This window comes from Ruegeria sp. CDSA089 (assembly GCF_059612205.1).
This window is the reverse complement of the sequence record NZ_JBXWQD010000001.1, coordinates 817,569-831,917: the sequence shown is the minus strand read 5'-3', so window position 1 is coordinate 831,917 and position 14,349 is coordinate 817,569. Positions and strand designations below refer to the sequence as shown.

General features: G+C 59.9%; 11 protein-coding genes. 8 read left to right on the top strand and 3 right to left on the bottom strand.

Translation table 11 applies throughout. The annotated features are described in order from the left end of the window. Positions 1–254 precede the first annotated feature (254 nt). From AC2FJ6_RS04225 to AC2FJ6_RS04200, 6 genes are all read left to right on the top strand, one after another. A complete protein-coding gene (locus AC2FJ6_RS04225; protein ID WP_496668485.1) occupies positions 255–2,654 on the top strand; it encodes a hypothetical protein in 2,400 nt (799 codons plus the stop codon). 135 nt (positions 2,655–2,789) lie between these two features. Further along, positions 2,790–4,727 carry a type I secretion protein gene (locus AC2FJ6_RS04220; protein WP_170770101.1) on the top strand — a complete coding sequence of 646 codons (1,938 nt, stop codon included), beginning with the start codon at positions 2,790–2,792 and terminating at the stop codon, positions 4,725–4,727. A gap of 37 nt (positions 4,728–4,764) precedes the next feature. Next, complete coding sequence (locus AC2FJ6_RS04215) at positions 4,765–6,999, top strand: type I secretion system permease/ATPase (protein ID WP_170770103.1); 2,235 nt, start codon at positions 4,765–4,767, stop codon at positions 6,997–6,999. Then, positions 6,996–8,348: an HlyD family type I secretion periplasmic adaptor subunit gene (locus AC2FJ6_RS04210; protein ID WP_170770105.1), complete on the top strand. Its 1,353-nt coding sequence runs from the start codon at positions 6,996–6,998 to the stop codon at positions 8,346–8,348. The genes AC2FJ6_RS04215 and AC2FJ6_RS04210 overlap by 4 nt, the downstream gene beginning before the upstream one ends. Before the next feature lie 80 nt (positions 8,349–8,428). Beyond that, positions 8,429–8,806 (top strand): rhodanese-like domain-containing protein, encoded by a 378-nt coding sequence (locus AC2FJ6_RS04205; RefSeq protein ID WP_170770107.1) that lies wholly within the window; start codon positions 8,429–8,431, stop codon positions 8,804–8,806. 87 nt (positions 8,807–8,893) lie between these two features. Then, positions 8,894–9,082 carry a CTP synthetase gene (locus tag AC2FJ6_RS04200; protein ID WP_170770119.1) on the top strand — a complete coding sequence of 63 codons (189 nt, stop codon included), beginning with the start codon at positions 8,894–8,896 and terminating at the stop codon, positions 9,080–9,082. Here AC2FJ6_RS04200 and AC2FJ6_RS04195 read toward each other — a convergent pair whose 3' ends face one another. Further along, the gene (locus AC2FJ6_RS04195) at positions 9,083–9,883 is read right to left on the bottom strand and encodes an alpha/beta fold hydrolase (RefSeq protein ID WP_496668483.1); all 801 of its coding nucleotides are present in this window, start codon (positions 9,881–9,883) and stop codon (positions 9,083–9,085) included. A 49-nt stretch (positions 9,884–9,932) separates the two neighbouring features. Here AC2FJ6_RS04195 and AC2FJ6_RS04190 point away from each other — a divergent pair, with 49 nt between their 5' ends. Next, the gene (locus AC2FJ6_RS04190) at positions 9,933–10,307 is read left to right on the top strand and encodes a hypothetical protein (protein ID WP_170770121.1); all 375 of its coding nucleotides are present in this window, start codon (positions 9,933–9,935) and stop codon (positions 10,305–10,307) included. 49 nt (positions 10,308–10,356) lie between these two features. Here the strand turns inward: AC2FJ6_RS04190 and glyA are convergent, their stop codons facing one another. Next, entirely contained in the window at positions 10,357–11,652 is a 1,296-nt protein-coding gene (gene glyA / locus AC2FJ6_RS04185) for a serine hydroxymethyltransferase (RefSeq protein ID WP_170770123.1), read from the bottom strand. 167 nt (positions 11,653–11,819) lie between these two features. Between glyA and AC2FJ6_RS04180 the strand changes: the two genes are divergently transcribed. Continuing rightward, positions 11,820–12,581 carry an NAD kinase gene (locus AC2FJ6_RS04180; protein ID WP_237215598.1) on the top strand — a complete coding sequence of 254 codons (762 nt, stop codon included), beginning with the start codon at positions 11,820–11,822 and terminating at the stop codon, positions 12,579–12,581. 259 nt (positions 12,582–12,840) lie between these two features. On the opposite strand, the gene AC2FJ6_RS04175 is transcribed toward AC2FJ6_RS04180, so the two are convergent. After that, complete coding sequence (locus AC2FJ6_RS04175; protein WP_170770127.1) at positions 12,841–14,280, bottom strand: amidase family protein; 1,440 nt, start codon at positions 14,278–14,280, stop codon at positions 12,841–12,843. Positions 14,281–14,349 lie beyond the last annotated feature (69 nt).

Below are 14,349 nucleotides of genomic sequence, written 5' to 3'. Positions count from 1 at the left end.
AGTTTCCTCCTGCAACCATGGAACGGCTCCAATTAACGGGGCGAAAGATCCGAACGTGTCTGCGAATCGCGCATTTCCGCGAACGTCTTGGCAGATGCAGGACCGGCTAAGCCGGGGAAAGGAGGGTGGAGGACAATCTCACTGTGAAATACGCATCCGCGCGGGTTTTGCGCGAGTGCGCTGTTTGTTTCAACCGCGCCCGTAACCGTTTTTGAAAGAGTGACGGTCAGTGCGCTTAATAAGTGGAAATTGATATGTCAAAACGTCAACAACCCCATAACAGCATTACCGATATTGACGAGGTGAACGTGGATACGATCATCGCGCCAATCGACGCAGATATCCATGTGGATGACGCCTATGTTGATGCTGACCTGACGTCGCTAGAGACGGATGTCGACAATGATGTCGACAACGAGCAGGGCCAGGGTCAGGACCAGGCGCAAGCTCAGGCGACGTCTGTTGAAAATGGTCAGGGTCAAGACCAAGCCCAAGGCCAGGATCAGGGCCAGGGCCAAGATCAAGGTCAGGGTCAGTCGCAAAGCAATGGCGACAATGACAACTCGAACAGCAACTCGGTCACGATCGACTTCGGCGACGGAGAAGGCTTGCCGAAAGACAATGACACTGTCGATATTGACGCGTCAGGTTCGGCTGAGCTGGGCGATGTCATCACCGTTGCAGGCGATATGGACTATGACCCGGGCGATGACCTGAATCTGGACATCGACCTGAGCGGTGAAGGCAATGACATGTCTTCGATCAGCAGCCAGGTCGCAAACTTGTCCGACAATGACCATCTGGGCTCGGCCGCCGTTCGCAACGAAGGCGAATTTGACCAGAGCGGCAATGCTCATGGTGGCACCGCGACGGCCCATGAAGGCATCGGCTCTTCAACCGATGGTGGCAACTCTGGCAGCGGTGGCAGCACCGATGGCGGCGCGGCAAGTGCCCAAACCCATGGCGCTGACGCGCTGGCCTTTGGTGGTCTGACCGGCAACGCGGATGGTACAGGCGTTGGTGGTGACGGCGGCTCGACCGGTTCAGCATCCAACATCGGCCTGGGTGTCGGTGTGTCGGGTGCCGAGTCCAACGGCAGCAGCAGTGGCGGCGAAGGCGGAGACGCCGGTAGCATCTCTGGAGCAAGCAACACAGGTTCATCCGACACCGACGCTGACGGCACCAGCGGTGAAGGCGGAGACGCAAGCTCGTTTGGGCTGGGTCTGGGTCTGGGCCTGTCGAATGCCGACAATGATGGCCAGTCTTCCGGTGGCAACAATGCTTCGGTCGCAGAGGCGCTTGGCGCGGGTCTTGGCGCGAACGACTCGTCCGCGCAAGGCGCCGCCGGTGGCGACGGTGATGCGGATGCGGATGGTCAGGCCGGCAATGGCAGCAGCAGCGACACCGACGCCAACGATGCGGCGGCCGGAAATGTCGGTCTGGGTCTGGCTGGCAGCTTGGCAGGCAGCGACGCTGATGCCGATGGTGGCGAAGGCGCAGGTGCCGAAGGCTCTGGGGCCCAGGGCAACGGCGCAGAAGGCATGGGCGGTACCGGTGATGCTGGCAACGGCACGGGCGGTGCAGGCACGGGTGCTGAAGGCACTGGTGGCACTTCCGGTCAGGTCGATGCAGCGCTTGCAGCTCTGAACCAGCAAAACGGTCTGTCCGGGCTGAACGCAGGTCAGGCCGGTGCCGGCAACGGCGGTGGCGACACCAATGGCGGCAATCCGGGAACTGGCGGTGACGGAACCGGCGCGTTTGGATCTGGCGGCGACGGAACCGGAGGCTTTGGCTCGGGTGGCGACGGCACCGGCGGCTTCGGCTCGGGTGGCGATGGCACCGGCGGTAGCGCGACAGGCGGTACAGCCGGAGCAAACGCCGGCGCGCAGGGTGTCGGCGATCAGGCGACAACCGGTCCGAACATCACCCAGTCCCCGGGTGACGTGAACGGCTCGGCCAGCAACTCGCAGAACACCAGTGGCGATGGCGGAGCAGGTGGCACAAACGACACCGACGGCTCGGCCAGCGGCACCGGAACCGGCACCTCGACCGCCGATGGTTTCGGCGGCGGTGGCGGCGCGATCCAGCAAGGCGCGACGTCGGATGGTTCGGGCACCGGTTCGGCCGATGCGATGAACACGGCCGGAGACGGTGGTCTGGTGGATGTGTTTGCGCAGGCAGATACAGATGGCTCGGCGGACAGTCTTGCCGAATCCATTGCCGGATACGGTGGTGACGCGTCTTCGGACAATGATGCCACCTCTGATGCATCCGGTTCGACGGACGGGTCGGCGACCTCAGGCTTTGGCGGCGGCGGCGGCGCCGGGGCCGGTATGGGCGGCACCAGCGGTGAAGCAATCGGTTGGGCGACTACCGGCCACACAGCTGGTGGGATAGTCACTGGTGGCGATGCTTCGGGTGCGAACTCGGGCGCAGGTGGCACCGGTGGCAACGCGGGTGTCTGGGGCTCGAACAATGCTGGTGACGGCATCGTATCGGGTGAATCCTATGCTTCGTCTGCCGCAGTTGTGGATACCACGGCCTTCAACCAGTCGATCGTCATGGGTGCCAACGTGCTTGGCAACTCGGTCGATACGACCATGGTTGGTGGATCGATGACTTCGTCCTACTCCAGCGACGATACCGACGTATAAGCCGGTGTCCCAGCCGGAGATCGGCTAAACCCCCACGATCTCCGGCAAAAACATGCTGAGGCCGCATGGTGCGGCCTCGGCCCAACTTAACCCAAAACGGAAATTTCTGGCCGGGATGGGGAAAGGAACAGTGTTATGTCGCTCGACAGTATCAGTGAAACGATTGCTCATTTTATTGGAACATTTGAACTTACCAGCGAACAGGCCCGATGGCGGGATCAGTATGACGAATTTGTCGCATTCAGGCGCAAGGCGGAACTGGAAGAGCTTGAAGATGCGACCGTCATCAAGGTCAAGGTGGGGTTGAAGCTGGATCCGGGGAAATATGATGCCCTGCCATTCAGAACGGATGCGCCCCAGGCTGATATAGCCCCTGCACCCTTGCAGGCGATGTCCGTGGCGGCCCCGGTTCCGGGTTTTGGTCTGGTGCCGAATGCCGATGATTTCATTCCCGACGTGCAGCTTCCGGCGATCTCATTTCAGACCGTAGTTCTGCAACCGCAACTGATCCCCGAACTGATCGGGTCGGCCGTGACCTATACCGTGCAAACTCTGCGTCTAAGCGACAATGATACCCTTGGACAGGCCGAGTTCCGCGATGTCGAAACCTTGATGGCGCAGGGCGACGCCTTGGCGGCGGTTGCGGAGTCGCTGCACGCGGTATCGGCACCGTCTCTGAATATCGCCGATTATCAGTCGGTTGAACACATTCAAGCCCTCGTCGAAGAGGTACAGCAGACCATCGAGGTCGAAGGCGCGACGGTGCATCAGTTCCAGGGCGAAGACGCGATGGGTACCATCGTGAACGGCGAACATGTCGATGAGGCCCCTGACTGGAGCGAGCTTCTGCCGCTGCATCATCAATCCGATGAGGACCAGACAGAGGATCTGCCCGAAGAACTTCTTCCCGCCGAGTGGGACCAGTCCGAAGACTCGGAATTTGGCGAAGGGCATACCGTTTCCACCGGTGGCAATCTGGCCGTCAACGAAGTTGCCGTCACAGTGGCCTGGGTCGACGCGCCAGTGATCGCGGTGGGCGGGCAATCGGTCAACGTGACCGTCGTCAGTCAGGTTGCGGTAGTGTCGGACATTGACACCGGCGATGCCGGTGCGCAAAGCGACACGATGGTCGTTCAAACCTCAACCATCACCGTTGAAGGCAACGAGGCCCATTGGCTGGATGACAACGTTGCGGCCGAGGGGCAGGATCCTCTGGTCGCTGTGACCTGGATTGCGGGCGATCTGGTGGTCACGAATTTCATCCAGCAAGAAATCGACGCCACCGATATCGACCATATCGAAACCGAGATCACCGCATCGTCCAGCCTTTACGTGATGGGTGACAATGTTCTGATCAACGTAACCGAGATTCTGCAACTTGGCAGCTATTACGACGTGATCCTGATCGGCGGGGACATGATTTCGGTGGATATCGTTCACCAGACAATCGTGTTCCTCGATGATGACGAGATCAACGGTGGCATTCCGGATGAGGATGATGACAATCTTGTTGTCAATCAGGTGGCGCTGACCACGATGGGTGAGGACACGCATGAGGAGTTGGACGCCAGCTTGGCGGGTGTTCTGCCGCTTGAGGAAATGGACACCGAAGCGCTGGAAGACGCCTTGCTGAACAACCCGGACTTCGCGGGGATGGAACAGATCCGGGTCCTCAAAATCGACGGTGATCTGGTGCAGGTTAACGCGATTGAACAGATTACGATCCTGCAAGACCAGGACGACATCAACCTTAACGGGGAAGCCGGTGCAGTGGCTTCTGCGTTGGGGGCTGGAAATGCGGTTCTGAATACCGCGGGTGTGGTAAAAGCCGGCGTCGATTCCGTGGTCATGACCGGTGAGGGCGAATATTCCGACCTCGTGCTGCATCAGGCCAGTCTGATCGACACGCCGGACGATGATCTGGATGTTGAGATCGGAAATGATGCCATCGCTGTCCTTATTGACACGGTGGATGGACCCGGAAACTCGGAAAACGCGCCGGGCCACAACAAGATGACCCCGTCCGAGATGGCCGAAAGCTTCGATGATGGTCTGCAAACCATGCTGGCCTGATTTCCCTGTTTGATACGAGTGTTTCGAAAGTTTGAGTATGTCGATTTTGTTCTCGTCGCGCCGATCCCTGTTCGCCAGCCCGCTGGACGGACGCGGTGGTGGTGGCCCGACCAAGGCCCCTGCAGATGGCCCCGTGACCAAACCCGCCAAAATGGCGAGCTTGCGGTTAAGCCAGGATCTGCGTGTGCATAATCCGGTGACGTTTCCACCCAAGGCCCCAAAAGTCTCTGAACCGCAACCTTCACCAAAGGGCACGCAAAGTGCTCAAGAAACGACATTCCTCCGTCACGCCGAGAAATCCCTTCGGCGTGACGTTCCGCAGCCCGTCAACGACAAACTCCAGAAGGGCCGCGAAGCTGGGGTGGCCGATGCCAAAGGCCCCGATCCGGAAACCGCCAGGGAGAAGACCGACCGGACGCCCCCCCCGGATCGCTCAAAAGGCGGTGGACAATTGGGAACCACGATCGAGGCCAAGGCAAACCAACCTCTGCCGCTCCGGAAAGAGGGCGGTGGGGATGGCAAAGGGCCACCCCAGACCTTTCATAAACGCACTCCGCCCGAGGACTTTCAGCAGACGCTGCGAATTTCGATGCGGGCAATCTTGCGCAATTTGGCTTTTGTGCTGGTGCTGACTTGCGCAACCAACATCCTGATCCTGGCCATCCCGATCTACCTGTTTCAGATCAGCGACCGCGTATTGACCAGCCGGTCTCTGGACACGTTGATCATGCTGACCGCGATTGTGGCCGGGGCGGTGATCTTTCAATCAGCCTTTGATGCGGTGCGCCGATTCATGCTGATGCGCACAGCGGTCGAGGTAAACGCCCGGTTGGGTGCGCCCATCCTCAGCGCGGCGGCCCATGCCTCGCTGCATGGGACCGGACGGGAATATCAGACGCTGGGCGATTTGCAGCAGGTCCGCGGATTTCTGGTGTCGGGCACGTTGATCTCATTTCTGGACGTGCCGTTCGCGCCCTTGTTCATCCTGATGATTTTCCTTGTGCACCCGCAACTTGGCACAATCGTGATCGTGACTGCGCTGCTACTGATGATCATCGCTCTGATCAACCAGCGCATGACCGCCAAGCCCTTTGCCGAGGCGAACCGGGCTCAGTCCATGGCCAACCAGCATCTGGATTCGATGGCGCGCAACAGTCAGATCATCAACGCTTTGGCGATGATCCCCGAGGCGGTGCGCATCTGGGGCCGCGACACCGCGCAGTCGCTGACATGGCAGGTGCGGGCGCAGGATCGGAACGTCATCTTTGCTGCGATTTCGCGCGCGGTGCGCTTACTTACACAAATCGCAATTCTGGGCTGGGGCGCGTATCTTGCCCTGCAAGGTGAGATCACCGGCGGCATGGTCATTGCAGCCTCGATCATCGCCGGGCGCGCCTTTGCCCCGATCGAAGGATCCATCGAAGGGTGGAACACCTTCCTGCTGACCCGCGCTGCCTTTGGTCGGATCAAGACCCTTTTGACCAAGTCCGAGTTGCAATACGAAAAGCTGCGCCTGCCGCGCCCCGAAGGCCGGTTGGATGTCGAACGGCTTCTTTATGTGCCCGGCGGGACCAAGCGCGTGGTGCTGAACGGGATCGGGTTTTCGCTCAACCCCGGTGAGACATTGGCCATTATCGGCAATTCAGGGGCGGGCAAGACGACGCTGGGCAAGACACTGGTGGGCTCGATCCTGCCAACGTCGGGCAGCGTGCGGCTGGATCTGATGGATATCCGCAACTGGGACCCGCGCCAATTCGGTGAGAGCATTGGGTATCTGCCGCAGGACGTGCAGCTGTTTCCAGGCAGCATCAAGGACAATATCGGCCGCATGCGCGAGGACGCGACGGATGAGCAAATCCACGACGCCGCCGTGCTGGCCGATGTGCACAACATGATCGCCACGCTGCCTCAAGGATATGAGACTGTTGTCGCCGCCGATGGCTCTCCGCTGTCCGGCGGTCAAAAGCAGCGCATCGCGCTGGCGCGCGCGTTCTTTGGTAACCCACGTATGGTGGTTCTGGACGAGCCGAACTCGAACCTGGACGTGGCCGGGGATCAGGCTTTGGCACGGGCGATTGCGCAGGCCAAGGCGAACAAGATCACGGTGGTCGTGATCACGCAAAAGCCGACTTTGCTGAATGCGGTCGACAAGATCATGCTGTTGACCGACGGGCGGGTCGCCCTGTTCGGTCAGCGCGAACAGGTGCTGCAACAGTTGAACGGGCCGCGCAAACAGCCCGGTATCGAAGGCCAGAAGGGGAATGCGACATGAATGATCTGGTGCCCGTCAACAATGATCCCAAAGACCCCGAGGTGTGGTATGCCGAGGTTCCACGCTCGATCAGCAAGTTCGTCGTCGTCGGTATGGCGCTGCTGGTTGTCTGTTTCGGCGGGTTCGGCGTGTGGTCCTTTCGCGCGCCCTTGGCCGCCGCCGTGATTGCGCAGGGCAGCTTTGTCGCCACCGGACGCAACAAGATCGTGCAGCATCTGGAAGGCGGCATCATCGAAGATATTAAGGTCATCGAAGGTCAATCGGTGCAGGCCGGCGAGGTTCTGATGACATTGGACCAGACCTCTGCCGAGGCCAATGAGCGTGAGCTGTTCATCCGTAAAATCCGCCTTCAGGCGATGAGCCAACGCCTGTTGGCCGAGTATGAAGAACGCGAGCGGCTGGAATTTTCGCCCGATCTGATCAAGGCCACCGATGACGTCGAGGTGATGACGATCCTAGACGGCCAGAAGATCAGCTTTGACGTCTCGCGCAAGACCCTGCTGAACGATATCGCCCTGTTGCAGCGCAATATGGAAGCGCTGCGTATCCGCTCCAGCGGGTTCGAGGCGCAGTTGGACAGTATGCGCCTGCGCTCGGCCATTTTGCAGGAAGAGTATGAGACCAAAGAGGCGCTGTTTGAAAAGGGTTTGGTCCGCAAAGGCGAGCTAAACACGATCCGCCGCGTGCAGGCCGAGGCGGATGGTCAGCAGGCGCGGTTGGCGGCTGAGACCGCCGAGGTCAACCAGATGATGCTGAAATACGAAGAACAGATCACCCGAACACGGTCGGCCTACCGCGAGGCGGCATTGGACGAGTTGGGTGTGATCGAGGCCGATCTGGAAAGTGTCCGCGAAAAAGCCCGTCAGGCCCGCAGTGTTCTGGACCGCGCCGTTGTGCGCGCGCCGGTTACGGGCACAGTCGTGCGGCTGCATTATCACACGCCGGGCGGGGTGATCGAAACAGGTGAACCCATCGCCGAAATCCTGCCCGCCGATGCGCCCCTGATCATCGAGGCGCAAATCCCGCGAACCGAGATCGACAGCGTCGTGACGGGACAGGACGCCACCGTGCGACTAGTCGCCCTGAACCAGCGCACGACTCCGGTGCTGAGCGGCGAGGTCTTTTACGTCTCGGCCGATGCCCTGCTCGAGGACTCGGCGGGTGCCCCGCAAGAGGTCTATTTGGCCCGAATCTCGCTGCCGCCCGAGGAGATTGACCGCGTGCGCGGCTTTATCCCCACGCCGGGGATGCCAGCCGAGATCATGATTCAGACCGAGGAACGCACTTTCGCGGCCTATATCGCCAAGCCGGTGACAGACAGCATGTCGCGTGCCTTCCGCGAACATTGATCGCCCGTGTAGGGCGATCCCACTACACCTTCCAATTTTCGCATGTTACCCTGTCGGCAGCACCAACAGGAGAGATACAGATGCCCTTGACCGTGAAAGAGATGATGGAAGCCGCCAATGCCAGCGTGGAGCGGATCGACATGGCCCGCGCCGCCGAGATTCTGGGGCAGGGCGGTTTGCTGCTGGATGTCCGCGACGGGGCCGAGTTGCAGAAGACGGGCCGTGCCAGCGGTGCGCATCATATCTCTCGCGGGTCGCTAGAATTCAGCGCAGATGAGGCGCTGAAGTCCTACGATCCTGAGTTGCGTAAGGATCGCCCCATTGTTCTTTATTGCGCTGCCGGGGGACGTGCGGCCCTAGCGGGCAAATTGCTCAAGGATATGGGCTATGCTCAGGTCTACAATTTGGGCGGCTTTTCCGATTGGGTGAATGGGGGCGGTGAAGTGTCGAAAGAATAAAAATTTTCAGCCTGACGCATGTCAAGGTCTGCCGGGCTGTGCCGCGTTAAAGTTGTGGTCAGACAGATTACAAAGGGACAGCTGACCATGTTTCGTCTTGCGACAACTCTTTATGCTATGATTTCCACTGCTCTGGCCGGAACGGCTGTGATTGCGGTTCTGGTTGCGGGCACAAATTCCGTGGCCACCATCGTATTGGCAGCGGCATTGGGATTTGCGTTGGCGGCACCGGTCTCGTGGCGGGTAGCCCGAGACCTGTATAACGACGCAGCCTGATCAGGCGTTCAGGAACGCCCGGACCGAGGCCTCGAACTCGCGCGGTTTTTCAGCGTGTAGCCAATGGCCTGCGCCGGGGATCTTGGCAAAGCGCGCGGTCGGGAACAGGGCCTTGATCGCGGGGCGGTGGTCGGGCAGAACATAATCCGACGCGCCCCCCGACAGAAACAGGGTCGGTTTGGTACATGTGCCGGTGATGTCAGGAAAGCTCATGATCTTAGGCATCTCGGCGGCCAGAACGTCCAGGTTCAGCAGCCAGCGTTGGCCCTTGATGTCCAGCGACTGGGTGAAAAAGCTTTGCAGGGCTTTCTCAACCCCCTGATCGGCCAGCTGCTGTTCCGCGTCCGAGCGGCGCGTGACCTGCGTTAGATCAACTGCGCGCATCGCCTCGATGAACTTGATCTGGCTGTGGGTATAGGTCACGGGTGCGATGTCGGCGACCACTAGCTTGCGCAGTTTCTCACCATGCAGCAGGGCCAGCGTCATGGCCGCCTTACCGCCCATCGAATGCCCCACCACATCGGCCTGTCCGCCGAAATGGTCTATCACCTCGGCCAGATCATCGGCCATGCTGGGATAGTCATGCTGCGGGGTCCATTCGCTGTTGGAATGGTTGCGCATATCGACGGCGACGACTTGCCGCTCATCCGACAGTCTGCGCGCAATCACGCCCCAGTTCCGGCCCGAGCCATAAAGACCATGGGCAATCAGCAACGGGGGGGTTGAAGTTGGCTCACCATGGACAATCGTATTTAGCATGACCGAGTGATACCCGCCACCGGTCCAAACAACCAGCCCCATTGTCGTGCTGGTGCCACCCGGATATGGTGCCGCGTCAGGAGGCCCCAATATGGCGCAAAACCCCGATATTCAAACTCAAATCGCGCAGACCGTGCAGCTGTTGCGCGACAAGCTGGGTGTGCGGGATAAGACGCTGACGGCCTCGGTCAGAAAGGCCAAACGTCAATTGCCCCGACGCATCTATAAGCAGGCGCTGCTTTTGGCGAATGCCGAACAGATGGCGGCCCATCCCAAGCTGAGGCTGGTGCTGGATACGCCCAAACTGGCTCGCGCGTCAGAAGAGGTGCAGGATCATCTGACCGGCATCAATTTGGCCGACCGCAGGTTGGGCTGGTTTCTGGGGATGTTGGGTGGGTTGGCTTTCAACCTGCTGGCGTTGTTGGTTCTGCTGCTGGTGTTTTTGCGCTGGCAGGGCTTCATATGAAAAACGGCGCCGCTTGGGGCGCCGTTCAGCCTGTTGATATCCTGAAAAATTACAAGTTCGGGTAGATCGGGAAGCGGGCGCACAGCTCGGCCACTTCGGCTTTGACCTTGGCTTCGACCTCGGCATTTCCGTCTTCGCCATTGGCGGCCAGACCGTCGACCACTTCGATGATCCAGTCCGCGATCTGGCGGAACTCGACCTCGCCAAAGCCGCGGGTGGTCCCGGCGGGGCTGCCCAGACGGATTCCGCTAGTGATGGTCGGTTTTTCCGGATCAAACGGCACACCGTTCTTGTTGCAGGTGATGTGCGCACGACCCAGGGCCTTTTCGGTCGCGTTGCCCTTGACGCCTTTAGGGCGCAGGTCAACCAGAACCACATGGGTGTCGGTGCCGTGCGTAACTGTGTCCAGACCGCCTTTGATCAACTGATCAGACAGCGCCTGTGCGTTGTTGATGACCTGCTGGATGTAGGTCTTGAACTCGGGGCGCAGCGCCTCACCAAAGGCAACGGCTTTACCAGCGATGACATGCATCAGCGGACCGCCCTGAATGCCGGGGAAGATGGCCGAGTTCACTTTCTTGGCGATCGCCTCGTCGTTGGTCAGGATCATGCCGCCGCGCGGGCCGCGCAGGGTCTTGTGGGTGGTGGTGGTCGCGACATGTGCGTGCGGGAAGGGGCTTGGGTGCTCGCCTGCGGCAACCAGACCGGCAAAGTGTGCCATGTCGACGTGCAGATAGGCGCCGACCATATCGGCAATCTCGCGCATGCGGGCAAAGTCGATCTGGCGCGGAATGGCGGAACCACCGGCGATGATCAGCTTGGGCTGATGCTCTTTCGCCAGCGCTTCGACCTGATCGTAGTCCAGCATGTTGTCCTGCTGGCGCACGCCGTATTGAACAGCCTTGAACCACTTGCCCGACTGGTTGGGGGCCGCGCCGTGGGTCAGGTGGCCACCTGCGTCCAGGCTCATGCCCAGAATGGTGTCGCCGGGTTGGATCAGTGCTTGGAATACGCCTTGGTTGGCCTGCGAGCCAGAGTTCGGCTGAACGTTGGCAAATTCACAGTTGAAGAGCTGCTTGGCACGGTCAATGGCCAGGTTCTCGGCTATGTCGACGAACTGGCACCCGCCATAGTAGCGGCGACCGGGGTAGCCCTCGGCGTATTTGTTGGTCATCACCGAACCCTGAGCTTCCATCACGGCGGCAGAGACGATGTTCTCGGATGCGATCAGCTCGATCTCGTCGCGCTGACGGCCCAGCTCGGATGTGATCGAGCCGAACAGCTCGGGGTCACGATCCGCGAGAGACTGGGTGAAAAAACCTGTGTCACGAAGGTTGGCGTTCATTGGGGGCTCCGCATGGCTGGAATTATCTTGCGGATTTCCTATCGGAAACGGCAGATATGCAAAAGCTGTAAAGCGACGATTTGGCCCGCTGCGGCGTCAAGACTGGCCTATCGGGGAAAGGTATGGTTGTTTCGGAACCAAATGTTCAGCACCGGAAACTGCAACCGATGATTCAGAGAATCGCTTTCCTCGCCAGCGACGCCAAGGTGGCCCAGACCGCCCGTGATGCGCTGGTGCGGCGCTATGGCAATGCGGCCCCGCGCGACGCGGATGTGGTTGTCGCTTTGGGCGGTGACGGTTTCATGCTGCACACGCTGCATAACATGCAGCATCTGGATACGCCTGTTTACGGGATGAATCGGGGCACGATCGGCTTTCTGATGAACGAGTTTCACGAGGCAGATCTGATGGAACGCCTCGCCGATGCAGAAGAAGAAGTCATCAATCCGCTGGCCATGCGCGCCATGGATCAATCCGGCAAGATGCATGAGGCTTTGGCGATCAACGAGGTGTCGCTGCTGCGGGCCGGTCCGCAGGCCGCCCGGCTGAGGATTAGCGTGGATGGGCGTGTTCGCATGGATGAACTGGTGTGCGACGGGGCGCTTTTGTCTACGCCAGCGGGGTCGACGGCTTATAACTACTCGGCACATGGGCCAATCCTGCCGATAGGATCGGATGTGCTGGCATTGACCGCCATTGCCGCCTTTCGCCCCCGACGTTGGCGCGGGGCCTTGCTGCCCAAGATCGCAAAAGTGCGGTTCGATGTTCTGGACGCTGACAAACGCCCGGTGATGGCAGATGCCGATTCGATCTCATTCCCGGATATCGACTGGGTTGAGATTCGGTCTGAGCCTTCAATTCAGCATCGCATCCTGTTCGATCCCGGCCACGGGCTGGAAGAGCGGCTGATTTCTGAGCAATTCACGTAGTTTCCACAGTCGACCACGGTTTTTTCGCGCTTATGTGAACCAGTTCACAGGAGTTTGATTAACCTCGGGTTAATGTGAACTTGCCCGGAGACACATCCAAGGCGGGAGTGAGTGGCCGCCGACGGTGTTTTCGAAATGACCGCGCAGTTTAGGCGCTGACAAGGGTAGGTGGTGCTACGCTTGTTATCGGATCTCCGGGCATATTTTAGAAAGTGGACCCCGGGCACAAAACCCCGGGGTCAATTTCTTTTGTCGGGGGTTATTCTGCGGAACCCATCTTATCCCACAGTGGCAGACACATCTGCCCAACGCGCGCCTCAATGGCCGCGGCCGCATCAACCGCCATGTCCTCACGCCAGCGCGGGGCTGCGATCTGAACATTGATTGGCTGCGCTCCTTTTGGCAGTTCTGCCAAACGCGCCGGAACGCAGGCTGCGGGCAACCCGAGGAAATTCATCGCATAGGAATAAACCGCGCAGCCCAGCACCTCATGCACGCCTTCAGGGCCTTCTGTATCGCGGTCGGGTCTAAAGAATGGTTGCGGCAGGAAAGGCGACAGAACCAATGGGTAGTCCTGCATGAACAGAGACCATTCGCGGGCATAGTGTGTGCGCTTGGCCAGCATCTCAATCAGCTCTGTACCGGTGATCGGCGGGAACTCCTGAAAATACACGTCGAATATATCGCGGATGGTCTGCGACCCCGCTGCCTCGATATCAGTTTTCAACAGGGTCAGTACTTCGCCCATCAAAGCGCGGTATCCGTTGCGCCCACAATCAAAGACATCAGGCGGATCGACCTCTGTTACCGCATATCCTGCGTCAATCAGCGCGTCACGGGCAGTATCTAAGGCCTTTGCGACTTCTGGATGCAGATCATAGCCGAACGTGTTCTTTGTAAAAGCAACCTTGATAGGTCCGTCATAGGCGGCCCCACGCCATGGCATCGGCACATGGAACGGATCGCGCGGGTCGGCGGCGATCAGGCTGGGCATCGACAGGTGCAGATCGGTGGCTGAACGGGTGATCAACCCCTGCACCGACATGGATTGCGCCAACAGGCCGCGTTCCACCTTTTGACTCGGGTTCCACGCAGGCACGCGGCCCAATCCCGGCTTTACGGTCACGGCCCCGTTTGCCGCCGCCGGAAATCGCAGACTACCGCCAATATCATTGCCATGCGCCAAGGCCCCGATCCCCGCCATCACCGCCGAGCCGGCCCCGCCCGAGGACCCACCAGGCGAGATATGCCGCCCCCAGGGGTTATGTGTGCGGCCGTGCAGCTCGTTGTCGGTATCGGCGCGAAAGGAAAACTCGGGCGTATTCGTGCGCCCTAGGACGACGGCGCCAGCATTTTGCAGGTTTCGCACTATGGGCGCATCGTCCGGCGCGATCACGTCTTTCAAAGCCACGACCCCATTCGTGGTCGCGTGTCCTTTTTGGTCGACATTGATTTTGATCGTCACGGGCACACCGTGCAGCGGACCGGGCTCCGTGCCCGCAGCCACGGCCTGATCCAGCGTATGCGCGTGCGTCAATGCCTCAGTGCTCAGGTCTTCGACCACGGCATTCAGGGCTGGATTGACTTGATGCAGCCGGTCAATCGAAGACTGAACGGCCTCCACCGCGCTGATCTGCTTGCTGCGGGTCTGCTTCGCCAAGTCCGTGGCGCTTAGTCGCCAGATGTCATTGTCGCTCATGCTCGTCCTCCGGGGTTCAACCTGAGGCGGAAGACGGCCGATGGCAAGAGGTTCAGTCCCATTTCGGGG